Genomic DNA, 23,501 nt, shown 5'->3' with positions numbered 1-23,501 from the left:
AAGGGTTTCTGGCCCAGTCATCCGACGTGTGACAACAACCTCATTAACCGGCAGTAACCACTTCATGGGTCTTGGCATCCGGCTCCAGAAAACGAATCAGTGCGGCGCCCTCACGCTCCAATTCGGCCTGCGTCTTCTTCAGCAGCTTGCCGAACGGCGTGACCGTGAGAGTTGCCACACCACGCTTCTTCTCGGCCGTCCACAGCCCGGCGACCAGCCCGTCGACGAGGTAGGTCGCCTTGACGCGAAGGTTCTTCGTGAAGACGTGCGGCTTGTGCTCGTCGGCGATGATCCGCTCCCGTTTCGCGTGTGAGAGCAGCACGTTGTCGAACTCCGGCAGGAACCGCACCGGCGCCGGCGTGTCCTCATCGGGACGCGGTCCGTCCGGTACGTCGTACAACGTCTTGCCGGCCTCGTCGGTGAACGTCGCCAGGTCGAGCTCGTCGAACAACGGCTTGGCCTTCTGCAATCCGGACCAGGTCTGGAAGTCCGCGGGTGTAGCCGGTCCGAAGGCTTGGAGGTATCGGGTCACCAGTTCGAGCGGCTCGGCGCGTTTGTGCAGTTTCTTGCCGATCCATTCCTCGGCCGGCGTGAACCGCGAGTTCGCGGTCCAGGACCACCGCACGTCCGCCGGATACATCACCAGCGGCACGAGCATCCGCGTGCAGAACCCGAGCGCCCGCTCGTTCACCTCCGGGAACTGCTCCTGCAACGCGTCCCGCACCTCGGTGAAGGTCAACGGCTCCTTCGCCAGCAACTTCTCCGCCGCCGCGACGACCTTGTCCGGCTCCAGGCCCGCGCCCCGATCGCCCAGCACCTTCAACCCAGCCTCCAGCACTGGGCTCACCGTGGTCCGAAACCGCAGGTAGTCGGCCGCCGTCACGAGATGCAGCGTGCCCCGAAACATGGTCGCCCGGACGACTGTGCGGTCCAGGACTGCCCGATCCAGCTCAGCTTCCTCGAACCCGGTGATCCGCGACCACAACCCGACGTACGGATGCTTGGGCTCCTGCCCCTGCATCCCCGCCAACCGCCCGACCACATCCACAGCCGACGTCTGCTCCCGCTCCAACAACACCTGCCGAGCCAACGTCGCCCGATTGACCGCCTTCGCACTCAGAACCGACATGCCCACATCCTGCCTGTGTGGACCGACAAGTGGGGCAGTGGACCGTCCGCATATCGCCCCTCCGGGATGAGTCGGGCCCTGCGCAGGAGGTGGGATCTTCGTCGTGAGAGCCCGAGCCGCGCACCATCGAGCCGGAGGGGATGTGCCACTGATGAGGCAAGCGGTTGGTCTGGTGCTGGCGGCGTTCCTGCTCGTGTCCTGTGGCGGGTCCGGTGAACGGCCGTCCGGCTCGTCGACGCGTACGCCGGCCTCGGTTAGCGCAACACTCCCGAGTGCGACTCGTACGCCCGAACGCCCGGAGAAGCCGGCCGCAACGACGTCCGCGCCAACCGAGCCGGAGACTTCCAGAACGACCAAGACGCAGACGGAGACCGAGACCACCAGGGCGACGAAGACAGAGACGAGCAGGGCCACCGAGACCGAGACGACCAGGGCCACGGAGACCAGGAAGGCCACGCAGACCGAGACCACCACGGCGACCCGGACAGCGTCGGTCGTGCCATCGGCGGCGACCACCCCCTCGACACAGCCCACCTCGGCCGAGACCGGTGGGGCGCCTACCTGGCTGTGGTGGGTGCTGGGGGCGATCCTGGTCGCGCTCGCCGTAGGGATCCCGCTGATCGTCAGGTCGCGGCGTCGTCAGGCCTGGCGCGACGACCTCGCGTCCGGTGAGGCAGAGGTGGCGTGGTTCGCCCGCGTGCTTGTCCCCGAGCTCCGCCGGCAGCCTTCCACGGCCCAAGCCGCCGGCGCGTGGAACGTCGAGTCCAGCCGGGTCGTGACGGCCGAGGACAAGCTCACCGCACTCGAACAGTCGGCGCCCGATCAAGCCGCCGGCACCCGGGCTCGCACCCTCCGGGACGCCGTCCGGGCGGCCCGCGGCGACATCGAGAACCTGCTGGCCTCCGCCACGCCGCTCACGATGCCACCGGACCTGGACGCGGTCGCCGCGCGGCTCGAACAAGCCCTCGGACAGCCGCGTCCGGAGGCGGCTACCCCGCCAGGGCCGACCGGGCCTCGATGAAGGCGGCGATGGCTTGTTCTACGTCTTCGGTGGAGTGGGCGGCGGAGAGCTGGACCCGGATGCGGGCCTTGCCCTGGGGGACCACCGGGTAGGAGAAGCCGATGACGTAGATGCCGAGGTCGAGGAGCTTGTCGGCCAGCCGGCCGGCTTCGGCGGCGTCCCCGATCATGACGGGGGAGATCGGGTGGTCGCCGGGGAGGACGTCGAAGCCTGCCTCGGTCATCTTGGTCCGGAAGAGCTCGGTGTTGGCGGCCAGCTTGTCGCGCAAGGCGCTGGAGCTGCCGATGAGTTCCAGGGCCTTCAAGGAAGCGGCGGTGACCGACGGAGCGAGGGAGTTCGAGAACAGGTACGGGCGGGAGCGCTGCCGGAGGAGCTCGACGATCTCGCGCCGGGCGGAGACGTAACCGCCGGACGCGCCGCCCAGGGCCTTGCCCAGCGTCCCGGTGACGATGTCGACGCGGTCCTTCACGCCGAACAACGACGGCGTACCGGCGCCGTCGGGGCCGACGAAGCCGACGGCGTGCGAGTCGTCGACCATCACGAGCGCGTCGTACCGCTCGGCCAGGTCGCAGATCTCGTCGAGCGGGGCGACGTACCCGTCCATCGAGAACACGCCGTCGGTCGCGATCAGCCGGTACCTCGCGTCGGCGGCGTCCTTGAGCTGGGTCTCGAGGTCGGCCATGTCGCGGTTCTTGTACCGGTAGCGCTTGGCCTTCGAGAGCCGGACGCCGTCGATGATGCTGGCGTGGTTGAGCTCGTCGGAGATGATCGCGTCCTCCGCGCCGAGCAGGGTCTCGAAGAGTCCGCCGTTCGCGTCGAAGCAGGAGCTGTAGAGGATGGTGTCGTCCGTGCCGAGGAACTTGCTCAGGGCACCTTCCAGGTCCTTGTGGATCTGCTGGGTGCCGCAGATGAAGCGCACCGAGGACAGCCCGAACCCCCACCGGTCGAGGGCCTCCTTGGCCGCCGTGACAACCTCCGGGTGGTCGGACAGCCCGAGGTAGTTGTTCGCACAGAAGTTCAGTACTTCGTTGCCTGAAGCAACCGAGATCAGCGCCTGCTGCGGTGAGGTGATCACTCGCTCGGACTTGTACAGCCCGGCGTCCCGGATCTCGCCGATGGTCGCCGTCAGGTCGTCCCGCATCCGTCCGAACATCAGTGCTTCTCCTCCAGAGATTCAGCCGTCCAGTCCATGATCACCTTGCCGCAGTGCCCGGCGCGCGCCACGTCGAAGGCGCGCTCGAAGTCGCCGTACCCGAACCGGTGGGTGATCACCGGCGTCAGGTCGAGCCCACGCTCGAGCATCACCGACATCGAGTACCAGGTCTCGAACATCTCCCGGCCGTAGATGCCCTTGATCGTCAGCATGTTGAGCACGACCGTGCCCCAGTCGATCGCGATCTCGTCCGACGGCAGCCCGAGCATCGCGACCTTCCCGCCGTGGGTCATGTTCGCGAGCATGTCGCGCAGCGCGGCCGGCTGACCGGACATCTCCATCCCGACGTCGAATCCCTCGCGCATGCCGAGGCTCTGCTGCGCCTGCGCGATCGTCTCCTCGCCGACGTTCACCGCGCGGGTGACGCCGATCTTCCGCGCGAGGTCGAGGCGGTACTCCGAGAGGTCCGTGATCACCACGTTCCGTGCCCCGGCGTGCAGCGCGACCGCGGCGGCCATGACTCCGATCGGGCCCGCGCCGGTGATCAGCACGTCCTCGCCGACCAGCGGGAACGACAGAGCAGTGTGTACGGCGTTGCCGAACGGGTCGAAGATCGCGGCGACATCGAGGTCGACCGGGTCCTTGTGCACCCACGCGTTGGTCGCCGGCAGAGCGACGTACTCCGCGAACGCGCCCGGCACGTGGACGCCCAGCCCGCGGGTCTTGATGCAGAGGTGGCGCCGGCCGGCCCTGCAGTTGCGGCAGCGGCCGCAGACCAGGTGGCCCTCGCCGCTGACCAGGTCGCCGACCGCGACATCGCGGACACCGACGCCGATCTCGACCACCTCGCCGCAGAACTCGTGCCCGGTCACCATCGGCACCGGCACGTTCTTCTGCGCCCACGGGTCCCAGTTCTGGATGTGCAGATCGGTGCCGCACAAGCCGGTGCGGAGGACCTTGATCAGAACCTCGTCGGCCTCGATCTTCGGCTCCGGAACGTCCTGCAACCACAGACCGGGCTTGGCCTCAGCCTTCATGAGCGCCTTCATGCCCACATCGTCGTCCCGGGCAACCATCGCCGTCCATCGACACGTCGTACACAGCCTTTACAGCCGAACTGCATACTTGTCCGCATGCGGGGAGTAGTCAGGGGACTCGGGATCGTGTTCCTGGTGGCGGGGGTCGGGCTGCTCGGGTGGGTGGGATGGCAGTACTTCGGGACCGGTATCAGCTCGAACCATCAGATGGGCAAGGCCGAGGATTCCCTGCGCAACCAGTGGAAGGCGCCCGCGGCCAAGAAGACCGTCAAGCCGTCGACCGGGAAGGCGTTTGTGGTGTTGCGGATCCCGCGGTTCGGCGCCGATTGGGAGAAGCCGGTCGTCGAGGGTGTCGACGCGGACGACCTGGCGCGCGGGATCGGGCACTATCCACACACCCAACTGCCGGGCCAGCCGGGCAACTTCGCGATCGCCGGGCATCGGGTCACACATGGTTCGCCGTTCCGCAAGCTGCTCGACCTGCGCAAGGGCGACCAAGTCATCGTCGAGACGCAGGACGCTGTTTACACCTACGAACTCGACGGCTCCCCCCGCGACCTTACCGTCAAGCCAACCGATACCTGGGTCCTAGACCCGGTCCCCGGCAAGCGCGACGCCCCGACCACCTCGCTCATCACCCTCACCACCTGCCAGGACCTCTTCCACTCCCCAGACCGCTCAGTCGCCTTCGGCCACCTGGTCAAGGTCCAGAAGAAATCGTGAGCTCACGCTTGTTCTAAGCTCAACGCCTATGAGCTACGACCGGGACGGATTGCTGGAGCAGGTCAAAAGCAAGGCGATTGTGCATGGGCGCGTGACGTTGGCGTCGGGGAAGGAAGCTGACTACTACGTCGACCTGCGGCGGATCACGTTGGATGCGGCTGCGGCGCCGCTGATCGGGCCGGCGATGCTCGAGTTGACGAAGGACCTGGAGTACGACGCTGTCGGCGGCCTCACGCTTGGCGCGGATCCGGTGGCGATGTCGATGCTGCACGCCGCCGCTCAGCAGGGCCGGACGCTTGACGCGTTCGTCGTACGGAAAGCAGAGAAGACGCACGGCCTGCAGCGACGGATCGAAGGGCCGGACGTGAAGGGCCGGCGGGTGCTCGCAGTCGAGGACACCTCGACGACTGGCGGATCGGTGCTGACCGCGGTCGAGGCGTTGCGCGAGGCGGGGGCCGAGGTCGTAGCCGTCGCGGTGATCGTGGATCGGTCGACCGGCGCGCAGGAGCGAGTCGAGGCAGAGGGCCTGGAGTACCGGTCGGTGTTCGGGCTCGAGGATCTGGGTCTGAGCTGATGCAGAGCAGCACCATCCTGCTCGTCGTGGTGGCGGTCGTCGTTGGTGTCGGTCTCGTCTACTTCAACTACTACCGGGCGAAGAAGCGTCGCGAACAGTTCTCCGCTCTCGCGGCCCAGCAGGGCTGGTCGTACGTGCCGTCCAACCCGTCGCTGGCCGGCCAGTGGTCGGGTACGCCGTTCCAGACCGGTGACAACTACCGCGTCAAGAATGTGCTGTCCGGCGCGTACAACGGGCACCCGATGGTTGCCTTCGACTACAGCTACCAGACCCACACGACCAACGGACGGGGTCAGCGGCGGACCACGACGCACCGATACGCGGTGGTCGTAATGCAGCTCCCGGGAGCGCTGCCGCACCTCGAGGTGACGCACGAGGGGATCTTCGGCGGCGCGGTGGCGAACGCGTTCGGCTTCCGCGACATCCAGTTCGAGAGCGAGCAGTTCAACCGGAGGTTCCGGGTCAAGGCGACCGACGAGCGGTTCGGGCACGCTGTGGTCACCCCGCGGATGATGGAGCTGCTGCTCGCCCGCGGTGAGATCGGCTGGCGCACCGAGGGAAACTCGCTGGTCGGCTGGGGCAAGGGCGACCACGACCCCAACCAGCTGATGAACCGCCTCGGTCTGCTCCAGCAGGTGATCGAGAACGTCCCGCCGTACGTCTGGCGCGACTACGCCGGCATCGACCCCCGCGTCCAGTAACCACCCGGCGGACCCGGCTGAGGGGGTGTCTCCCGACCCCACGCCTACTGCGCGGCACTCGGCACGGCACCTCGCCGCACGGGAGGAAAGGCCACGATGAACCACATCGAGGCCTTCCCTCCCGCACGCCGAGCTACCGCGCCGAGCACCTGCTCGCGACGGCGTGGGGTCGGGAGACACCCCCTGCCCGTAGAGTCGCAGGCAGCACTGCCAACACTCGGGAGCTTGCCATGGTTTGGGTCATCATCGTGATCGTCGCGGTGCTCGTCATTCTGGCGATCATGCTGATCACGTCGTACAACCGGTTCGTCAAGCAACGGAACCTGATCCAGGAGTCCTGGCGGCAGATCGACGTCGAGCTGCACCGCCGCTACGACCTGATCCCGAACCTGGTCGAGACCGTCCGGGCGTACGCCGCGCACGAGCGGCACGTGTTCGAGGAGGTCGCCCGGCTGCGTACCCAGGCGGTGAACGTGCAGGGCGCGACCCCGGAGCAGCGGGCCGCGGCGGAGGGTCAGCTGTCCGGCGCGCTGCGTCAGATGATGATCTCGGTCGAGGCCTACCCGCAGCTGCAGTCGAACCAGAACTTCCTCGGCCTGCAGCGCGAGCTGACCGACACCGAGGACCGGATCGCCGCCGGCCGCCGGTTCTACAACGCGAACGTCGGCGACTACAACACCCGGATCGAGGCGTTCCCGTCGAACCTGATCGCCGGCGGCTTCAAGTTCGAGAAGGCCGGGTACTTCGAGGTTAAGGACGAGCAGGTCCGGGCCGTACCGCAGGTCTCGTTCGGCACGATCGGGTCGGTCGCCGGCGAGCAGGCGCCGCCGCAGATGCAGCCGGGCGCGCCGTCGTCGGGGCAGATCCACCCGCAGATGCCGGGTGACCAAGGCAACTACCAGTCGCCGCCGCAGCCGATCCCGGGCGGATACCAGCAGCCGCCGGCCCAGCCGCCGTACCAGGGCCAGGGCGGTCAGTACCCCGCGCCCGGGCAATACCAGGCACAGGGAGAGCCACCGGTGGGCGGGCCGCCTGCGGGTTCCCCCGCACCGCAGGACGGTCAGCCGCCATTCACCGGTGGCCAGTAGGCACCGGTTCCCCGTAGCCCAGGACCCCCGACCCCGGACTCTCTCCCAGTGCCAGACCCGGTGTGACGGCGGTCAAGTCGCCACGCCCGGGCCTGCCCTCCCCCCGGTACCTGAGTCAACAGTGCCGCAGCGAGATACATCCGGCGTACATCGGGCTTCCGCATGGTGCGACCGGATGACACGATAAGCCGATTCAAGAGTGGAGAGGTCGGACGAGTGGACAGTCTGAGGTACGGGATCCTCGGACCTCTGCGCCTCGTCCACGTCCAGGGCCAGCCGCTGAAGGCAGCCAAACCGCGCCAGCTGCTGGCGACCCTGCTCCTGCACCCGAACCGGTTCGTCTCGACCGATCTGATCGCTGACGCGCTCTGGGAGAGCAGTCCGCCGCGGTCGGCCACCGCGAACATCCGGACGTATGTCCGCGCCCTGCGTGGCGTGCTGCATGACGCCGGGCTGCCCGCGCCGATCGACACCTCGGCTGCCGGCTACAGCATCGAGGTGGGCGTCGACGAGCTCGACGCGAGCCTGTTCGAGTCGCTGCTGGCCGAGGGCGGCCACCTGCGGGACGCGGGCGACGGCAGGCAGGCGATGCAGGTCCTGTCTCGTGCGTACTCGCTCTGGCGCGGCCGTCCGCTCGACGATCTGCCGATGCCCGCGGCGTGGGAGGGCTCGATCGCCCGCCTGGAGGCACAGCACCGCGGCCTGGTCGACAACCTCTTGGACCTGCGGCTCGAGTACGGCGATGCGAGCGGCGCGGCTGTGCTGCTCAGTGCCCGTCTGACCGACGACCCGTACGACGAGCAGCTCTGGCGGCGCCTGGTCGACGCGCTCGTCGCGGCCGGTCGGGTCGGTGAGGCGCGCGCGGCGTACCAGAAGGCGGTGCAGACGCTCGCCGAGGAGCTCGACATCAAGCCAAGTCCGGAGCTGGAGGCCGCCGGTGCGCGCGCCGAGCACGGCCGCTCGGCCAACTGGCCCAACCCGGGCATCCCTGCGGACCGTACTGCGGAACGCCCCGGGCCGACCGCACAACCCGGACCGATGGCCGCGCCTGAGCTGACCGACCCGGTCAGGCCGCCGAGCCAGCTCCCGCTCGACCTGCCTGACTTCAGCGGCCGGCAGAGTCATCTGGAGCAGCTGCGGGACTTGGTCTGTGGTCGTGACCCGGTGCGGCCGCCGATCGCGGTCATCTCGGGCGCACCGGGGACTGGGAAGACCTCCCTGGCCGTTCGGCTCGGCCATCTGGTCCGGGAGTACTTCCCTGACGGGCAGATCTACCTGGACATGCACGGCGCGACACAGCCCCGCGATCCGGCCGCCGCACTCACCGATCTGCTGCTCAGCCTCAACCTGCCGGACTTCGCGATCCCGACCGATCCGGAGCGCCGGTCCGCGATGCTGCGGTCCGAGCTGGCAAGCCGTCGGGTATTGATCATCCTCGACGACGTCGCTGCGGCTGGTCAGATCACGCCGCTGATGCCCGGCACCGGTGCGTCGGCAGTAGTAGTGACGAGTCGCAACCGGCTGATGGACCTGGCCGGGGCGGACAGCGTGCCGCTCGACACGTTCGACGACCGCGAGGCCGCAGTACTGCTGACATCGGTGGCCGGGTCCGGGCGGATCGATGCCTCGTCGCCGGAAGCCGAGGAGATCTTGACCGCCTGCGCGAACCTGCCGCTCGCCATCCGGATCGTTGGCAGTCGGCTGGCCCAGCGGCCCGATCTGAGTGCGCGGGAGCTGGCTCGACGGTTGCGGGACGAGACGTCGCGGCTGGACGAGTTGAGCATCGGCGAGCTCGCCGTACGGACCAGTGCGGACTTGAGCTACGGCGCTCTCAGTCCGGAAGAGGCCCGGCTGTACAGGCTGATCGGCCACTTCGCGGTCGGTGTTTTCTCGGCCCGTGCGTTGGAGGCGGTCGCGTCGCCGGCCGCAGTACGGCGGAGTTTGGACCGGCTGATCGAGGTCAACCTGGTCCGGATCAGCTCGGTGGACCACCGCGGTACGGCGCGCTATCGCGTCCACGACCTGCTGCGGCTGCACGCGCTCGGGGTCGGCGACGAGGAGCAGAAGGCGCAGGCGGTCCGCGACGTCGAGACTGTGGTCGAAGCGATTCTGAACAAGATCCGCCGCGCGAACGACGCCTTGTCGTTCGAGTACTTCGGCGTTCTCGAGCACATCGGGCCGTTGACGGCGCCGGACCCGTCGCCGTTCACCGAGGCGGACGCGATCGCGTGGCTGGACAGCGAACGCAGTACGTTCGTGCCGGCGATCCGGGCCGCGGCGCAGAACGGGTTGCACGACCACGCATGGCGGATCGCGGCCGCCTGGGGGCCTTACCTGGACCTGCGCGCCGGGTTCGACGACTGGAACAGTTCGCACCAGCAGGGTCTCCTCAGTGCGATCGAGTGCGGCGACCGGCACGGCGAGGCGATCATGCATCGCAACCTCGGCCAGCTCGCCGTCTACCAGGACGACTGGGACAACGCGCGGCGTCACTTCGACGCGGCCGCGGAGGCGTTCGCCGAGGTGGGCGACCGGCTCGGCGAGGGCGTGGTGGCCGTCGGACTCGGCACGTGGCTGCGCGAACGCGGGCAGCGCGACGAGGGGTTGGCGCAGTACGAGAAGGCGATCGAGGCGTTCGTCGAGGACGGCAACGGGAACGCCGAGGCCCTGGCGCGGACTGCGGCGGCGAACGTTTACCTGGGCCGCGGCGATCTCGATATCGCGCGGAGCCTTCTGGCGCAGGCGTTCCTGATCGCCGTACGCCGTGCCGACGCGCATCGGGAGGCGAAGGTACGACGCCGCATTGCAGCGCTCCGCGTCGCTCAAGGGCGGCATGAGGAGGCGGTGCGCCAGCTGCGTAAGGCGCTGGCGATCTTCGACGGGATGGGCGACGACCACTGTGCGGCGTACACCCGGGCGCTGCTCGGGCAGGCGTTGATGGAACGCGGTGAGGTTGCCGCTGCGCGGAAGACGCTGCTGGACGCGATCGACATCGGCCATCGGCTGGGCGATCGCAGTGTCGAAGGCCAGGCGGCGCAGCACCTCGGTGAGCTGTACCTGTCCACAGGCAGCCTTGACAACGCCCGCCGTACCCTCGAGCGCGCCGCGCGTGTGTGGCAGCAGGCGGGCAACGACGCCGCGGCAACTGCCTGTCGCGGGCTGCTCTCAGCGTCTGAAACAGGGGTTGCGGCCGGCTGAGCCGAATGTACGGCGGCTGTATCGCGGTCGGACAGGATCTGACCATGCCACGGCACAGGCCGAGGTTTTCGGGGGAATCGGGGGAGAGAACCTATGGCCTGGGGGGAGGTAGCCGTGGAGCGCCCGAACGTCCCGCGGGTGGCAAACCCGCGGGACAACGAGGCGGCGCTGAACTGGCAGCTGGAACGTCTCGGATCGGCGGCCTGGAAGGACTGGCCGCTGAAGTTCCAGCGGATGGCGTTCGGCTATGCGCACGACAGCGGTTGGCACGATGCGGCCGATGCGGTTGGTTGGCTCAACCACCACGACCTGCTCCGTGAAGGGGCGGCGCCACGGGGGGCGCTGGTCTGGTACCAGGCGGCAGACCGGATCCGGGTGGCCTGCTCACTCGGCTCCGGTCAGGTGCTCGGCCCCCTGCTGCTCGGCCCGGTCGAAGTCGCCGACCTGTCCCTACTCAGCACCGACTTCGTGTGGTCCGAACCACACTTCCCGTTCGGTCACTGACCGGGACGTCCCTCGATAATTGGGCGGTGGGAGAACTCGAAGCCGCCAAACCGCTCCGCCACGGCGCCGGACTGTGGCTGAGCCACCGGTTCTCGGCCTCCTGGGGATGGGCCAGGCTGCTGCTGGCCAAGAACTGGGCGGTCGTCGCCGGCACGGTCCTGTCGCTCATCGGTGTGCTGGCGCTCGGAGTGGAAAGCCTGGGCACTGGCGTCGTCGCGGTGGTGCTCGCGATTATCGGACTGATCCCGCTGGTCAGCGACTGGGTCAAAGTGCGGCAGGAGCTGCAGGACCTGTACTCGCTCGACCATCCCGTGCCTGACGTCGTACTGGAAGGTGACTGGCAGCTGGTCCGCTGTGCGCAGGGCCGCATCGTCACCAGCCCGTCGGTCGACCGCAGTCTGGACCGGCCGGTTGCGGTCGACTCCAGGACGTACTCGCTCCCGCCCGACCTGGCGGCCATCAAGCCGACAGTCATCGCGCTGGCCCGATCCCAGCGGTCACGTTCGGCGGCTCCTCCGTTCGACGGGCTGAACGTCGGGCTGTGTGACGATCCGGATCCGGCCGGCGGAGCAGTCCGCCTGCAGCCGGTGCGGTACTTCGACATGATGGCCTCGAACTACCTGGCCGGTCGCCAGTGGCTGAGCCGGAGCCTCGGCCGGACGGTAGCCGACATCAACCCGCGTCTCATCACCGACGACGGCCGTCTGATCCCCTTGAATGCCACGGGTCTCGGCAACCAGGTGGGCGTCTCCACGGTCGCGTTCACGGCCGATGGCTGGATGATATTGGTCCACCAGGGCGTTGCCTCGCGATCGTCGGCAGGGCTGGTCGCGCCGAGCGGCTCGGGGAGTCTCGAACCACTCGACCTGCTCGGACGCGACCGCCTCACGGACGTAACCGCTGCGGGGATGGAGCGGGAGCTGCGTGAAGAGCTCGGTCTGGTCACCCCGGCCATGCGCGACATTCGCATCGAGACCCAGGTGCTCGGGTACGGCCGCTGGCTGGAGAAGGGCGCCAAACCCGAGTTCTACGGAGTGTCCCGGATCCACGCCGAGCTGCGCGATCTCCAGCTGCACATTGATGTGTCCGAGCGGCAGTTCGTCACCCGGCACGTGCCGATCAGGCCGGACGACGTACGGCGGTTGCTGACCGGCGAGCGGTTCGAAGTACTCGGCCAGGGGATTCCGTCGGTGCCGCTGGAGTTGTGCCTGGCGCGGTGGCGCGAGCTTCAGTCGGTGTGATTGTTCGTGACTGCGTGCTTCGGGGCGGCGTGCTTCGCGGCGCCCGGGCCGTCGGAGTTGTTGCGGTTGCGGCGCTTGGCGAGGAAGTACTCGACGAGCATCGGGATCAGGGAGACCAGCACCAGCAGGATCAGGGCTGACTCGAGGTGGTCGTGGATGAACCGGACGTTGCCGAGGGCGTGGCCGAGCAACGTGATGCCGGGGGCCCAGATCAGCGCGCCCACCGCGGTCCAGAGGAAGAACTTGCGGGGGTCCATCCGGCCGGCGCCGGCGACGATCGTGATGAACGTGCGGACGATCGGCACGAAGCGGGCCATCACCAGCGCCCGCGGCCCGTACCGCTCGAAGAAGTCGTGCGTCTGCTCGATGTACTTCGGTTTCAGGAACCGGGCGTTTGGATTGCGGAACAGCGACGTACCCAGGAATCGGCCGATGTAGTAGCCGGACACGTTGCCGAGGAACGCGGCCACGGTCAGCAGTACGCAGGCCAGCCACAGCGGTACGTCGATCGTGCCGCGCGCGATGAACAGGCCGACGGCGAACAGCAGTGAGTCACCGGGCAGGATCGGGAACAGCAGCCCGCACTCGATGAACACCACAATCAGCGTGCCCCAGAGGGCCCAGTTACCCATCCAGTTCAGAAGGTACTCCGGGTCCATCCAGTTCGGCATCAGCATCGCGACAAGAGGAAGCACGCGGACAGGGTAGCGTCCCGACCTGTGCATGAGCTGAGCAGCGACCTCCGGGGAGCGGACATGGTCGGGCCGAACGAGGTCGGCGTCGGCCCCTGGGTGGGTGATTGGCCGGACGACCCGCGGCTGGACCCGGAGCTGCTCGCCGAGGGTGATCGGCGCAACGTGGTCGACAAGTACCGGTACTGGAAGCTCGAGGCGATCGTCGAGGACCTGGACCGGCGGCGGAACCCGTTCCACGTCGCGATCGAGAACTGGCAGCACGACCTGAACATCGGCTCGGTCGTGCGGACAGCGAACGCTTTCCTGGCGGCCGAGGTCCACATCGTCGGGAACCGGAAGTGGAACCGCCGTGGCGCGATGGTCACCGACCGCTACCAACATGTCCGCCACCAACCGACGCTGGCCGACCTGGCCGCGTACGCCGCGGCGCACTCACTGCCCGTCATCGGCATCGACAACCTGCCCGGCTCGGTCCCGCTGGAGACCTACGACCTACCGCGCGAATGCGTCCTGCTCTTCGGTCAAGAGGGTCCCGGGCTGACCGATGATGCCCACGCGATCTGCACGGCCGTCCTCTCGATCGCGCAATTCGGCTCGACCCGGAGCATCAACGCCAGCGCGGCCGCCGCGATCGCCATGCACGCGTGGATCCGGCGCCACACTTTCGGTCAGCCGTCGAGCAGCTGATCGAGGATTCCCGCCGCTAGCTGAAGGACCGCCCGCTCGGTCGGGTTGAGCCGGGTTTCAATGGCTTCGGCCAGCCAGTCGTCGGAGCTCTTCATGTGTTCGCGGAGTAATTGCCGCCCGTCCTCGGTCAGCTCGATCGTGTGCCGGCGGCGGTCCTGAGCGTCCTGCTCCCTCTTGATGAGGTTCTGCTCCTCGAGACTCGCGAGCACCCGCGTCAACGACTGCGGCTGCACCCGCTCGGCCGCCGCGATCTCGCTCGCCGTCAACGCTCCCCGCCGATGCAGCTGCCCCAGCACGGCAACGCCCGTACTCCCGAGCCCGTCACCAGTCCGCTCAGCCCGCAGCCGCAGCGCCAGCCGAGTGCTGGTCCGCCTCAGCGCCACTGCGGTGTCATAAGCCTCCACTTACTATCCCTCCATTACTGACGCTCAAGAATGCTAAGCTCAGCTTACTATGAGTGTTCACCTCATCCATTGGTCGCGGGACACGCCTGTCGTCCCGGCCCAGTTGGTCACCGCGGCTCTCGCGATGGCTGTTCCGATCACCTACGGCGTCACCACCGACCACCTCGCCCACGCCTCCTTCGCGGCGCTCGGCGCCCTGGCCATGTCGCACTTTGGGCGCCCACCAACCGTTCTCAGGCGGTTCGTGTGGTTGGCCGGTGCACAAAGTGGTCTTGGGGCGGTTGTGACGGTCGGCGCGCTGGCGGGGGCGTGGCTGGGTGGGCGGGGATGGGGTGGCGCGGCCGGCGTGGTCGGGCTGGTAGCGGTAGCTGCTGTTGTGGGTGGGTTCAGCCGGTGGATGGCGGACGCGACGACGCGGTTTGTCACGTTCCTCGTGATGGCGACCGGGCTGGGCGCGGCGGATCCGTGGGAGGTGGCTCGCTGGTTCGCGCTCGGGGTCGCGTGGGCGATCGTGCTGGGGTTGGCGTTCTCGTCCAGCGAGCCGGAGGCCGCGCGGCCGACGTACCGGCAGTTGTGGCGGCGGTGGCGGGGGAAGCTGCGGCAGTTCGATGGCTGGCTGTACGCCGTGCAGTTGGTCCCTGCGCTTGCTGTTGCGGAAGTGATAGGGCAGCTGTGGCACCAGGAGAAGGGGTATTGGATCGCACTCGCAGTGGTGATCGTCGTACGTCGCCGCGGCGGATCGTTGCTTCGGGCAACACAGCGCTGCGCCGGGACCTGTGCCGGCGTGTTGGTCGGTGGAGCGCTCATCCTGTGGGTGCCACCGTCGTGGGTGATCGTGGCGGTCGTCAGCGTCCTGGCCGGATTGCGGCCGTTGCTGAAGGAACGCAACTACGCTGCTTATGCCACCGTCATGACCCCGCTCGTCGTCCTGCTGATGGACCTCGGCCGTACGCCGGGGTTCTCGACCGTCGGGTACCGGCTCGTCGACACCGTGATCGGCTGCTTGATCGCGATCGTTCCTACTGTGCTGTTGAGGAGAAGACATGTGGGCTGACCACGCGATCTGGTGGCAGATCTACCCGCTCGGCTTCACGGCCGATCGCACCGGCGCCCGCCTGGCGCACCTGGAGAACTGGCTCGACTATGCCATCGAGCTTGGCTGCAACGGGCTCCTGCTCGGTCCGATCTTCGCCTCCGAGACGCATGGCTACGACACTATCGATCACTTCCGCATCGACCCTCGGCTCGGCGACGATGCCGACTTCGACCGGTTGGTCACCAAGGCGCACGATCGCGGTCTGCGGATCGCCCTCGACGGTGTCTTCAACCACGTGGCCCGCTCCTTCGTCCACCCGGAGTGGTTCCGCAGCGACGGCGCTACCTTCGAGGGCCACGAGCACCTGGTCGCCCTGGACCACAGCAACCCCGCCGTCGGGGAGTACGTCGGCGACGTACTCCGTCATTGGCTCGACCGCGGCGTGAACGCATGGCGCCTCGACGCGGCGTACGCCGTGCCGCCCGAGTTCTGGCGCGCCGTGCTGCCACGAGACCGCGACGCCTGGTACTTCGGTGAGGTGATCCACGGCGACTACGCCGAGTACGTCGAGAGGAGCGGGCTCGACTCGGTCACGCAGTACGAACTGTGGAAGGCGATCTGGAGTTCACTGAACGACGGCAACTTCTTCGAGCTCTCGTACGCGCTGGGCCGGCACAACGCGCTGCTCGACACCTTCGTCCCGCAGACATTCGTCGGCAACCACGACGTGACGCGGCTCGCGACCCGTCTCGAGGACGAGCGGCATCTCGGTCATGCGCTCGCGATCCTGTTCACGGTCGGCGGCGTACCGAGCATCTACTCCGGTGACGAGCAGGCGTTCCGTGGGCTGAAGGAGGACCGCGTCGGTGGTGACGATGCGATTCGCCCTGCTTTCCCGGAGACGCCCGACGAGTTGGCGTCGTACGGCTGGCCGACGTACCGCCTCCATCAGGAGCTGATCGGTCTGCGCCGACGGCACTCGTGGCTCACGCGTGCCCGGACGAAGGTCGAGCACGTGACCAACCAGACGATCGCGCTGCGGGCCCGGCACGACGACGAATCGGTGCTGCTTCTGCTCAACGTGTCGGATTCCGACGCGGAGTTCCCGCTGGAGGATGCGGTCGTCGTTCCGCCGCACAGCTGGAAATTCTTGACACATCCGTAACGTGCGCCCGGGGTGCCGCGTTGTACCTGGTGACAGAAGTGAGGCCTTCTCGACACAAAGTCAGCCCCAACTCGGGGGGCTCGGCGTGCATCAAGCACGTCGTACTGGGTTTGCGACGGGGACATGGGGGTTTGTTGATGAACGCTCTGTGGGACGAACTGATCCACGAGTTGGGGACCGTGCGCGCCTTGAGCGCGGCGGCTCTGGAGGCGCGCACGGAGACCTCCCGGGTCGCGCTGATCACCTTGCTCGACGCCGAGACCGCGGAGATCTCGGCGATCCTCGACCAGATTCTCCGCTCCGAAGCGTCGTCCGCGGCTTAGGAGCGGTCAGGCGCGCCCTGGAAGCTGTCAGGCGCGTCCTAGCAGCGTGCTGACGGCCTGCCGCAGCGCATCCGTCGGGTCGTCGGGCTGTTCGAACGAACGGTAGGCGATGTGTGCGTCCGGACGGACGAGGAGACAGCCCTCGTCCGGGATCTCGCGCACCCGCGCCCAGTCGCCGTACAGGTCGTCCAGCTCACGACCGGGTCCGATCACGTACGGCTCGATCGGTACGCCGAGGTGCTCGGACACGGACTGGGCCGCCTTCACCCACGCGTCGCCGCCGATGCCGGTGAGCAACGTGAACCGGCCCTTGCCGACAACGTCCAGCGTGCTGACGGTCTCCGACCCGCGGGTCAGCCAGCAATGCGGGATCCGTGCGCCCGGCCAGGTCGTCGGGTGGTAGTACAGCTCCTGATCCCGCTCGTACGGCGGCTCGGGCGTACCGTCCTCGAGCACGGCGGACGACTTGTAGCGCTGGCCGAGCTCGACACCGTGCGCGTTGAACTCGTAGTCCTTGAGCTCGATCGCCTGCCGTAGTTCCTCGCGCTGCGCGGCGCCTTCGGGTGTGTCGTCCTTGCGGGACTCGATCGTCCGCCCGGCCGGCGCGTCCGGGGTCATCCCGAGCGCGCGGAAGATCTGCCCGAACTGGTTGCGGCTCTTGTTGGCCCGGTCAACGATCTGCTTCGCGATCGGCGCCCGTTCGTCGTCGTAGGTCTTGAGCAGGTCGGGGGAGGCCTGGCCCTTCACGACCAGTGCGAGCTTCCACGCCAGGTTGTACGCGTCCTGGATCGAGGTGTTCGAGCCGAGGCCGTTGCTCGGCGGATGGCGGTGGATCGCGTCGCCCATACAGAACACGCGACCCTTGGACGCCTTCTCGGCATACATGTGGTTGACGCTCCAGACCGACGTACCCTTCAGCTTCACGTCGATGGTGTCGTCGCCAACCAAGTTGTGCACGATCTCGGTCGCCATCGCCTCGTCGACCACCGGCGCGGGCTGCGAGATGTCGTAACCCCAGACGATCAGCCACTCGTTCCACGGGCGGACCATCCGGACCAGGCCGGCGCCGATGCCGCCGATCTGCGCGCCCGGCTGGAGGACCCAGTACAGGACGCTCGGGCGATGGGCGACGTACCGGCTGAGGTCGGCCTCGAAGACGATGTTCATCGAACCCTCGATGTCCATCGCGCCGGCCATCGGCAGATCGATGTCCTGGGCAACCTTGCTGCGCCCGCCGTCGGCGCCGATCAGATACTTCGCCCGGATCTGGTACGTCGTGTCGCTGAGCCGGTCGCGAACCGTCGCGGTGACGCCGTCATCGTCCTGCTCGAGCGACAGGTACTCGGTGTTGAAGCGGAGCTGTGCTCCGCGGCTGGCCGCCGTACTGACGAGGATCGGCTCGAAGAGCGTCTGCGGGAGATCGCACGGCAGGCACGGGCTCGCCTCGGTGTAGTCGGCGAGCCGCCGCGGATGCGTGCCCCACGTGCGGATCCGGCCGATCTCCTCGCCCGCCAGGCTGGTACAGAACGCCGTCTGGCCCATCAGGTCGTGGGCGGTGCCGCTCTCGTTGATCTGGTCTTCGATGCCCATGTCGCGCATGAGTTCGATCGTGCGCTGGTTGGTGATGTGCGCGCGGGGTGTGTTCGCCGTCCAGCCGTACCGGGTCAGGACGATGTTGTCGACGCCGTAGGTGGACAGGAAGAGTGAGGCGGCGCCGCCGGCTGGGCCGCTGCCGACGATGAGGACGTCTGTCGTGATCACTGCTGCGTCTCCTCGGTGGTCGCGAGCACCAGGTCGTACTCGACGGAGTAGTAGGTCTTGCCGTCGTCCTGGTGTTCGGTGAAATCGGCGATCAGGGAGTGCTTGACTCCAAAGACCGCGTCCGTGTCGAGGTACTCGTCGCCGGCCGCGAAGACGTGGGTGATCAGGCGTGCGTATCCCGGTGCGGTGACCATGAAGTGGATGTGCGCGGGTCGCATCGGACCGCGACCGCCGGCTCGGAGCAGCTCGCCGACCGGTCCGTCGTCCGGGATCGGGTAGGCGACCGGCTTCACCGCCCAGAACCGGTAGTTGCCTTCGGCATCGGTCGTGAGATGGGCCCGGTTCTGCGGTCCGTCGAGGTTCTTCTGTACGTCGTAGAACCCGTCCTCATCGGCCTGCCAGGTCTCGACGAGCGCGCCGGCGATCGGTTCGCCCTTGGTGTTGAGGACCTTGCCGCTCACCAGGCACGGCTGTCCCGGGGCGCCGTTCGCGATGTCGTCGCCGAGTTGTGCCTCGGGCGATCCCTCGACGAAGAACGGGCCGAACACAGTGGACTGCGTGGCTTCCGGCGGCTTGCGGTTGCCGAGTCCGACGGTGAGCATCGACAGCCCGAGTACGTCGGCCAGCAGCACGAACTCCTGCCGCGTACCGGTGGAGATCTGACCGGTCCGGGTGAGGAAGTCGATCGCGGTGAAGTACTCGTCCTCGGTCAGCTCCACCTCCCGCGCGAACGCGTGCAGGTGGCGTACGAGAACGCTCATCACATCCTTGTAGCGGTCGCTCGCGCTGCCGTCGAAGCTGGCCACCACCGCCTCGGTCAGGTCATCGCCTTGCAGATCCATCGGTCTCCTCGCTCGTCAAGGTCGCGTACCGGCCCAGGCGCGAGTGAGGATCTCGCGCACCAGGTCCTCGGTCACGGGGATCGGGTTGTCGGTGGGCTTGAACGCCTTCGCTGCTTGTCCCGCCTGGTCCTCGGTCAGCCCTAAATCCCTCAGGCTGGTCGGGACGTCCGCCGCCGTGAACAGGTCGAACAGGCCGTCGGCCAGGTCTGCGGTGCCGAGTGCAGCTTGAAGTCGTGCTTTGGATCGGGGTACTGCGGGAGCGTTGACGCGGGCGACTTGTGGCAGGACCGCTGCGTGCGTCTCCGCGTGAGGGAGGTTGTAGGTGCCGCCGAGCAGGTGGCACAGCTTGTGGTGCAGTCCTGTCCCGGCGGTCGCCAACGCCGACCCGGCCAGGCAGGCGCCGTACAGAAGGTTGCTTCGGGCATCTAAATCTAGTGGCTCGGTGAGTGTTTGACGGAGGCCGGTGGCGAGGGCGCGGAGCCCTTCGACCGCGGTGACCTCGGTGATCGGATCGGCTTTCGGGGTCCAGACGGCCTCGACGCAGTGCGCGATCGCGTTGGCAACGCTTGCTGCGGTGACCTTCTTCGGCAGGTGCTGACTGAGGACCGGGTCGTACACGACAACTCGCGGCAGCACCCTCAGGTCGCTGCCGGTCGTTTTGCTTCCGCCCGAGGTCTCGCCCCACACCGGCGTCATCTCAGAGCCCGCGTAAGTCGTGGGCACCGCGACAATCGCCACGTCGCTGGTGAGGGCGACCGCCTTGGCGAGGCCGATTGCTGAGCCGCCGCCGATGGCGATGATCCCGTCCGCGTCGACCTCGCGCGCCTTGGCCCGGGCGTGCTCCGCTACCTCGGTCGGCACGTGCTGGGTGACGCCATCGATCCGCCCCGCGAACCGGTCGCCCAGCTGCACCTCTACCACGTCTGCCGCGTCGCGTGCGGATCTGGTCGCCACGACCAGCGCCCGCCGTACACCGAGGCTCTCGACCTCGCCTGCCACCTGGTCGAGCGAGCCCGCTCCGAGCACCACTCGCCCCGGCAGGAACGTGTGCACGAACCCGGCTTGAGGCTCCGCTGGTCCCGTTTCAGCTGGACGCGGCATCGGCAGCTCCGATAGGATTTCGCTCAGCGAATAGTTCTTCTTTCAACGAAAAGTAGGCTAGCCGATGGTGAGTGACGCGTCTACAGGCACGTTTCTGCAAGGCCTGGAGCGCGGCCTCGCGGTGATCCGCGCGTTCTCTGCCGAGGCGCCCTCGCTGACGCTCAGCGAGGTGGCGCGAGAGGTCGGCATCACGCCCGCGACCGCCCGGCGGATCCTGCTCACGCTCGAAGAGCTCGGGTACGTCCGCAGCGACCACCGCCGCTTCTCGCTGACACCGCGCGTCCTCGCCCTCGGCTGGGCCTACCTGTCGTCGCTGGACCTCGGCGAACTCGCCGGCCCGTTCATGGAGGAGCTCAGCGCCAAGACCCGCGAGTCCTGCTCGATCGCCACCCTCGACCTTCCGGACATCGTCTACGTCGCCCGCGTCCCCACGAGCCGGATCATGACGGTCGCCCTGGGCGTCGGCGCCCGCCTCCCGGCGTACCCGACTTCCATGGGCCGCGTCCTGCTCGCGGGCCTGCCGGAGGACGAGCTCACGTCGTACCTCGACTCATTGCAGGCCGAGGCGCTCACTCAGCGCACGATCACATCCCCGGACAACCTGCGCGCCACGATCGCCCAGGCCCGCACGGACGGCTACGCGCTCGTCGACCAGGAACTCGAGCAGGGCCTCCGCTCGATCGCCGCACCCATCCACAACTCCCGCGGCCGCGTCATCGCCGCCCTCAACGTCTCCGCCCACGCGTCCCGCTCTACCCCCACCTCACTCCGCACCGAAGCCCTGCCCCACCTCCAGCAAGCTGCCGCGCAAATAACCACCGCCCTGACGCACCGCGGCAACTTCTAGGCGGTCTTGAGGTCTTCGAGGATCTCCAGGTAGTGCGGGTTGTTCATGATGCCGATGAGGTTGCCGAACGGGTCGACTACCGCCGCGGTGCGGAAGCCGGTGTTGTTCCCGCGTTCGGTGATTGGGTCTTGGAGGGTGGCGCCGTGGGCGAGGAGGTGTTGGAGTTCGGCTTCGAGGTCGTCGACGTGCCAGTAGACGACAGCCCCCGCGGGGCCAGTGGTGACCTGGTGCGTGGCGTACTTGGCGTCGATGATGCCCAGTTCGCACTGGAAGTCGCCGAAGCGGAACTCGACGTACGCAGGGTCCTCGGCGCTCGGCACGGCGTAGTACGCCTCGATGCCGAGCAAGTCTTCGTACCAGGCGCGTGCCGCCTTCACATCCGCGGCGTAGAAGCTGACGGTGGCGAGTCCTCGCAACATCGTGGTGGTCCTTTCCTGGGGTCTTCCCGGTTGATGACCACCACGATTCCAGTCAAAGTGCTCACCGAGTGAGCACTTTGTTGGAAGGGTTTATCCGTCGGTGCGCAGGCGGCCGTGGAGGTGCCAGTCGTGCCAGCCGTCGGCGTGCTTGATGGCCTGCCGCAACGTGCCCTCGGCCCTGTAACCGGTTCGCTCGGCGACTCGGCAGGAGGCGCTGTTGGCGGTGGAGTGCTGGATGTTCAGCCGGTGGAAGCCGATCGACTCGAACGCCCAGGCGGACAGCGCCTGGACCGATCTCGCGGCGATGGACCGGCCTCGAGCGGCCGGGGTCACCCAGTACGACAGGCTGGCTGACCCCTCTGCGAGCGAGATGTTGCGCAGGCCGATCTGTCCTATCGGCTGATCATCGCCATCGACGATCGCCCAGCTCGCCGCCGTCTCGGTCTCCCAGCGCTCGGCCCACTGCCCGACCCACTCAACTGCTTCTTCGAGTGTGTCGAGCCGGCGAACATGCCACCGCTGGATCTCGGGACAGGCGAACGCCGTCCGCACTGCGTCCGCGTCGCCGTGCTGCCACGGCCGCAGGGTCAATCCGTCGTGCTGCGACGGCCGTAGGGCTAATCCGTCGTGCTGCGACGGCCGCTGGGTTGATCCGTCGGTCGTCGTCAGTCGCGGCTGAGGGAGATTGCGCAGCGTTCCTTGGGGTAGCGCTGGATCGACGAGCAGCGGCACAGGTCAGTCCGTCTGGGTGACCTTGCGGAGGCCGCGGGGTGCGTCGGGGTCGAGGCCCAGCTTGCGGGCGAGCAGTTCGATGGCTCGTTGGGCAGGGATGACGAGGGCGAGCGGGGCGAGCGTCTCAGGGAGGGCAGGACCGGGGAGGTTCACGTCGCAGCGGGAGGCGAACGTGGGGTCGCCGCCGATGCCCAGGATCTTGCTGCCCTTCTCGCGGACGAGACCGGCCAGCTCGGTCATGCCAGGGAGCGCGGGGCCGTCGCCTGCCGCGACTAGGATCGTGACCAGGTCGGCGTCGACGACGGCGATCGGGCCGTGCTTCAGGTCGGCGTACGAGAGTCCGCGCACCGGTTGGAGGCAGGTCTCCTCGAGCTTCAGCGCGACCTCCAGGGTCGTGCCGAACGTAAGGCCGCGACCGCTCGCGAGTACGTCGTGTGCGCCGGCCAGCAGGTCCGCGGCGGCCTCGACCGACCCGGACAGCATCTTCGCCGCCTCGTCCGGCACCCGCGCGATGTCCGCGTCGAGCGTCCCCGGCCGCTGCGCCAGCGCATCCACGGCAACCGTGATCGCGGCCAGCTGCGTCGTGTACGTCTTGGTGGCCGGTACGGCGAGCTCCTTGCCGGCTTGCGTGATCAGCGCGACGTCGGCCGTCGACGCCAACGGGCTGTCGCCGTCGTTCGTGATGCCGACGATCGCGGCGCCGTTCCGCTTCGCCCACTCGGCGGTGTCGACGATCTCCTGGGTCGCACCCGACTGGCTGACCGCGACGACCAGCGAGTTCGAGAGGTCGAGGTTCGCGCCGTAGAGCGTGGCCACCGACGGAGCGGCCAGGGACGCCTGCCGGCCGGCGTGGATCTCGGTCAGGTACCGTCCGTAGACCCCGGCGTTGTCCGATGACCCCCGGGCCACGAAGATCACGTGCCGCCGCCCGGCGGCGAGCCTGGTGATGTCGTGCCGCAGCGGCAGGACATGCTCGAACGTCGCCGCGAGCGCCGCCGGCTGCTCGGCGATCTCGCGCGCCATCTGGGTTTCCTGGGCGGGCACAGACACCACTGGGATCACTGGTCCTATCTGGTCTTAACAGGTATGCTGCGCACGATAGCAGTGAGCGGCGTCCCGG

General features: G+C 68.0%; 24 protein-coding genes. 13 read left to right on the top strand and 11 right to left on the bottom strand.

The genetic code is table 11. The annotated features are described in order from the left end of the window. Nucleotides 1-43: 43 nt before the first annotated feature. Nucleotides 44-1,129: a winged helix DNA-binding domain-containing protein gene (locus EV653_RS36730; protein WP_134110452.1), complete on the bottom strand. Its 1,086-nt coding sequence runs from the start codon at nucleotides 1,127-1,129 to the stop codon at nucleotides 44-46. Nucleotides 1,130-1,280: 151 nt separating this feature from the next. Between EV653_RS36730 and EV653_RS36725 the strand changes: the two genes are divergently transcribed. Next, on the top strand, nucleotides 1,281-2,150 hold the full coding sequence (locus tag EV653_RS36725) for a hypothetical protein (protein ID WP_134110450.1): 870 nt from the start codon (nucleotides 1,281-1,283) through the stop codon (nucleotides 2,148-2,150). On the opposite strand, the gene EV653_RS36720 is transcribed toward EV653_RS36725, so the two are convergent. Both EV653_RS36720 and tdh read right to left on the bottom strand, forming a co-directional pair. Beyond that, nucleotides 2,119-3,303, bottom strand: a complete 1,185-nt coding sequence (locus EV653_RS36720) for a glycine C-acetyltransferase (RefSeq protein WP_134110448.1) — start codon at nucleotides 3,301-3,303, stop codon at nucleotides 2,119-2,121. The genes EV653_RS36725 and EV653_RS36720 overlap by 32 nt on opposite strands. Then, entirely contained in the window at nucleotides 3,303-4,352 is a 1,050-nt protein-coding gene (gene tdh / locus EV653_RS36715; RefSeq protein ID WP_134110445.1) for an L-threonine 3-dehydrogenase, read from the bottom strand. Before tdh ends, EV653_RS36720 begins: the two co-directional genes overlap by 1 nt. A gap of 84 nt (nucleotides 4,353-4,436) precedes the next feature. Between tdh and EV653_RS36710 the strand changes: the two genes are divergently transcribed. The 7 genes from EV653_RS36710 (at nucleotide 4,437) to EV653_RS36675 (ending at nucleotide 12,369) form a co-directional block, all read left to right on the top strand. Then, a complete protein-coding gene (locus tag EV653_RS36710; protein ID WP_134110443.1) occupies nucleotides 4,437-5,063 on the top strand; it encodes a class E sortase in 627 nt (208 codons plus the stop codon). A 28-nt stretch (nucleotides 5,064-5,091) separates the two neighbouring features. Beyond that, nucleotides 5,092-5,637 carry an orotate phosphoribosyltransferase gene (gene pyrE, locus EV653_RS36705; protein WP_134110441.1) on the top strand — a complete coding sequence of 182 codons (546 nt, stop codon included), beginning with the start codon at nucleotides 5,092-5,094 and terminating at the stop codon, nucleotides 5,635-5,637. Continuing rightward, a complete protein-coding gene (locus EV653_RS36700) occupies nucleotides 5,637-6,338 on the top strand; it encodes a DUF3137 domain-containing protein (RefSeq protein ID WP_134110439.1) in 702 nt (233 codons plus the stop codon). The genes pyrE and EV653_RS36700 overlap by 1 nt, the downstream gene beginning before the upstream one ends. A 230-nt stretch (nucleotides 6,339-6,568) precedes the next feature. Next, nucleotides 6,569-7,426, top strand: a complete 858-nt coding sequence (locus tag EV653_RS36690; RefSeq protein WP_134110438.1) for a LemA family protein — start codon at nucleotides 6,569-6,571, stop codon at nucleotides 7,424-7,426. 216 nt (nucleotides 7,427-7,642) lie between these two features. Continuing rightward, nucleotides 7,643-10,624: an AfsR/SARP family transcriptional regulator gene (locus tag EV653_RS36685; RefSeq protein ID WP_134110436.1), complete on the top strand. Its 2,982-nt coding sequence runs from the start codon at nucleotides 7,643-7,645 to the stop codon at nucleotides 10,622-10,624. Between the two features lie 93 nt (nucleotides 10,625-10,717). Beyond that, the gene (locus EV653_RS36680; protein WP_134110434.1) at nucleotides 10,718-11,128 is read left to right on the top strand and encodes a hypothetical protein; all 411 of its coding nucleotides are present in this window, start codon (nucleotides 10,718-10,720) and stop codon (nucleotides 11,126-11,128) included. Between the two features lie 26 nt (nucleotides 11,129-11,154). After that, nucleotides 11,155-12,369, top strand: a complete 1,215-nt coding sequence (locus EV653_RS36675; protein ID WP_134110432.1) for a hypothetical protein — start codon at nucleotides 11,155-11,157, stop codon at nucleotides 12,367-12,369. On the opposite strand, the gene EV653_RS36670 is transcribed toward EV653_RS36675, so the two are convergent. Next, nucleotides 12,357-13,064: a DedA family protein gene (locus tag EV653_RS36670; RefSeq protein ID WP_238160696.1), complete on the bottom strand. Its 708-nt coding sequence runs from the start codon at nucleotides 13,062-13,064 to the stop codon at nucleotides 12,357-12,359. The genes EV653_RS36675 and EV653_RS36670 overlap by 13 nt on opposite strands. Nucleotides 13,065-13,124: 60 nt before the next feature. Between EV653_RS36670 and EV653_RS36665 the strand changes: the two genes are divergently transcribed. Next, complete coding sequence (locus EV653_RS36665) at nucleotides 13,125-13,751, top strand: TrmH family RNA methyltransferase (RefSeq protein ID WP_134111013.1); 627 nt, start codon at nucleotides 13,125-13,127, stop codon at nucleotides 13,749-13,751. Here the strand turns inward: EV653_RS36665 and EV653_RS36660 are convergent. After that, nucleotides 13,733-14,155, bottom strand: a complete 423-nt coding sequence (locus EV653_RS36660; RefSeq protein ID WP_134110430.1) for a MarR family winged helix-turn-helix transcriptional regulator — start codon at nucleotides 14,153-14,155, stop codon at nucleotides 13,733-13,735. The genes EV653_RS36665 and EV653_RS36660 overlap by 19 nt on opposite strands. 49 nt (nucleotides 14,156-14,204) lie before the next feature. On the opposite strand from EV653_RS36660, the gene EV653_RS36655 reads away from it, so the two are divergent. From EV653_RS36655 to EV653_RS36645, 3 genes are all read left to right on the top strand, one after another. After that, nucleotides 14,205-15,209 carry an FUSC family protein gene (locus EV653_RS36655; RefSeq protein WP_134110428.1) on the top strand — a complete coding sequence of 335 codons (1,005 nt, stop codon included), beginning with the start codon at nucleotides 14,205-14,207 and terminating at the stop codon, nucleotides 15,207-15,209. Then, a complete protein-coding gene (locus EV653_RS36650; protein ID WP_134110426.1) occupies nucleotides 15,199-16,356 on the top strand; it encodes an alpha-amylase family protein in 1,158 nt (385 codons plus the stop codon). The genes EV653_RS36655 and EV653_RS36650 overlap by 11 nt, the downstream gene beginning before the upstream one ends. Before the next feature lie 137 nt (nucleotides 16,357-16,493). Continuing rightward, nucleotides 16,494-16,679 (top strand): hypothetical protein, encoded by a 186-nt coding sequence (locus tag EV653_RS36645; protein WP_130442589.1) that lies wholly within the window; start codon nucleotides 16,494-16,496, stop codon nucleotides 16,677-16,679. A 27-nt stretch (nucleotides 16,680-16,706) separates the two neighbouring features. On the opposite strand, the gene EV653_RS36640 is transcribed toward EV653_RS36645, so the two are convergent. From EV653_RS36640 to EV653_RS36630, 3 genes are read right to left on the bottom strand one after another with little or no spacing between them, the layout of a single operon-like run. Further along, the gene (locus tag EV653_RS36640; protein WP_134110424.1) at nucleotides 16,707-18,440 is read right to left on the bottom strand and encodes an FAD-dependent oxidoreductase; all 1,734 of its coding nucleotides are present in this window, start codon (nucleotides 18,438-18,440) and stop codon (nucleotides 16,707-16,709) included. Beyond that, nucleotides 18,437-19,282 (bottom strand): intradiol ring-cleavage dioxygenase, encoded by an 846-nt coding sequence (locus EV653_RS36635; protein WP_134110422.1) that lies wholly within the window; start codon nucleotides 19,280-19,282, stop codon nucleotides 18,437-18,439. Before EV653_RS36635 ends, EV653_RS36640 begins: the two co-directional genes overlap by 4 nt. A gap of 15 nt (nucleotides 19,283-19,297) precedes the next feature. Further along, on the bottom strand, nucleotides 19,298-20,383 hold the full coding sequence (locus EV653_RS36630) for a maleylacetate reductase (RefSeq protein WP_134110420.1): 1,086 nt from the start codon (nucleotides 20,381-20,383) through the stop codon (nucleotides 19,298-19,300). Between the two features lie 67 nt (nucleotides 20,384-20,450). On the opposite strand from EV653_RS36630, the gene EV653_RS36625 reads away from it, so the two are divergent. Further along, entirely contained in the window at nucleotides 20,451-21,230 is a 780-nt protein-coding gene (locus EV653_RS36625) for an IclR family transcriptional regulator domain-containing protein (protein ID WP_238160695.1), read from the top strand. Here the strand turns inward: EV653_RS36625 and EV653_RS36620 are convergent. The 3 genes from EV653_RS36620 to EV653_RS36610 all read right to left on the bottom strand — a co-directional run bounded on the left by EV653_RS36620 (nucleotide 21,227) and on the right by EV653_RS36610 (nucleotide 23,404). Then, nucleotides 21,227-21,649: a VOC family protein gene (locus EV653_RS36620; protein WP_134110416.1), complete on the bottom strand. Its 423-nt coding sequence runs from the start codon at nucleotides 21,647-21,649 to the stop codon at nucleotides 21,227-21,229. The two genes, EV653_RS36625 and EV653_RS36620, sit on opposite strands and share 4 nt — an antisense overlap. Nucleotides 21,650-21,739: 90 nt before the next feature. Continuing rightward, on the bottom strand, nucleotides 21,740-22,381 hold the full coding sequence (locus tag EV653_RS36615) for a GNAT family N-acetyltransferase (RefSeq protein WP_134110414.1): 642 nt from the start codon (nucleotides 22,379-22,381) through the stop codon (nucleotides 21,740-21,742). 3 nt (nucleotides 22,382-22,384) lie between these two features. Beyond that, nucleotides 22,385-23,404, bottom strand: coding sequence for an SIS domain-containing protein (locus EV653_RS36610; protein ID WP_134110412.1), 1,020 nt, complete (start codon nucleotides 23,402-23,404; stop codon nucleotides 22,385-22,387). Nucleotides 23,405-23,501: the final 97 nt, after the last annotated feature.

This window comes from Kribbella pratensis, assembly GCF_004365355.1.
In the GTDB taxonomy this organism is placed as follows: domain Bacteria; phylum Actinomycetota; class Actinomycetes; order Propionibacteriales; family Kribbellaceae; genus Kribbella.
This window is presented reverse-complemented; position numbering and strand designations above follow the sequence as displayed.

What these genes read in the sequence shown, in the direction of transcription:
- EV653_RS36730 (WP_134110452.1), bottom strand. Translation starts at nt 1,129, where the DNA reads ATGTCGGTTCTGAGTGCGAAGGCGGTCAATCGGGCGACGTTGGCTCGG.
- EV653_RS36725 (WP_134110450.1), top strand. Translation starts at nt 1,281, where the DNA reads ATGAGGCAAGCGGTTGGTCTGGTGCTGGCGGCGTTCCTGCTCGTGTCC.
- EV653_RS36720 (WP_134110448.1), bottom strand. Translation starts at nt 3,303, where the DNA reads ATGTTCGGACGGATGCGGGACGACCTGACGGCGACCATCGGCGAGATC.
- tdh (WP_134110445.1), bottom strand. Translation starts at nt 4,352, where the DNA reads ATGAAGGCGCTCATGAAGGCTGAGGCCAAGCCCGGTCTGTGGTTGCAG.
- EV653_RS36710 (WP_134110443.1), top strand. Translation starts at nt 4,437, where the DNA reads ATGCGGGGAGTAGTCAGGGGACTCGGGATCGTGTTCCTGGTGGCGGGG.
- pyrE (WP_134110441.1), top strand. Translation starts at nt 5,092, where the DNA reads ATGAGCTACGACCGGGACGGATTGCTGGAGCAGGTCAAAAGCAAGGCG.
- EV653_RS36700 (WP_134110439.1), top strand. Translation starts at nt 5,637, where the DNA reads ATGCAGAGCAGCACCATCCTGCTCGTCGTGGTGGCGGTCGTCGTTGGT.
- EV653_RS36690 (WP_134110438.1), top strand. Translation starts at nt 6,569, where the DNA reads ATGGTTTGGGTCATCATCGTGATCGTCGCGGTGCTCGTCATTCTGGCG.
- EV653_RS36680 (WP_134110434.1), top strand. Translation starts at nt 10,718, where the DNA reads ATGGCCTGGGGGGAGGTAGCCGTGGAGCGCCCGAACGTCCCGCGGGTG.
- EV653_RS36665 (WP_134111013.1), top strand. Translation starts at nt 13,125, where the DNA reads ATGGTCGGGCCGAACGAGGTCGGCGTCGGCCCCTGGGTGGGTGATTGG.
- EV653_RS36655 (WP_134110428.1), top strand. Translation starts at nt 14,205, where the DNA reads ATGAGTGTTCACCTCATCCATTGGTCGCGGGACACGCCTGTCGTCCCG.
- EV653_RS36650 (WP_134110426.1), top strand. Translation starts at nt 15,199, where the DNA reads ATGTGGGCTGACCACGCGATCTGGTGGCAGATCTACCCGCTCGGCTTC.
- EV653_RS36645 (WP_130442589.1), top strand. Translation starts at nt 16,494, where the DNA reads ATGAACGCTCTGTGGGACGAACTGATCCACGAGTTGGGGACCGTGCGC.
- EV653_RS36635 (WP_134110422.1), bottom strand. Translation starts at nt 19,282, where the DNA reads ATGGATCTGCAAGGCGATGACCTGACCGAGGCGGTGGTGGCCAGCTTC.
- EV653_RS36630 (WP_134110420.1), bottom strand. Translation starts at nt 20,383, where the DNA reads ATGCCGCGTCCAGCTGAAACGGGACCAGCGGAGCCTCAAGCCGGGTTC.
- EV653_RS36620 (WP_134110416.1), bottom strand. Translation starts at nt 21,649, where the DNA reads ATGTTGCGAGGACTCGCCACCGTCAGCTTCTACGCCGCGGATGTGAAG.
- EV653_RS36610 (WP_134110412.1), bottom strand. Translation starts at nt 23,404, where the DNA reads ATGGCGCGCGAGATCGCCGAGCAGCCGGCGGCGCTCGCGGCGACGTTC.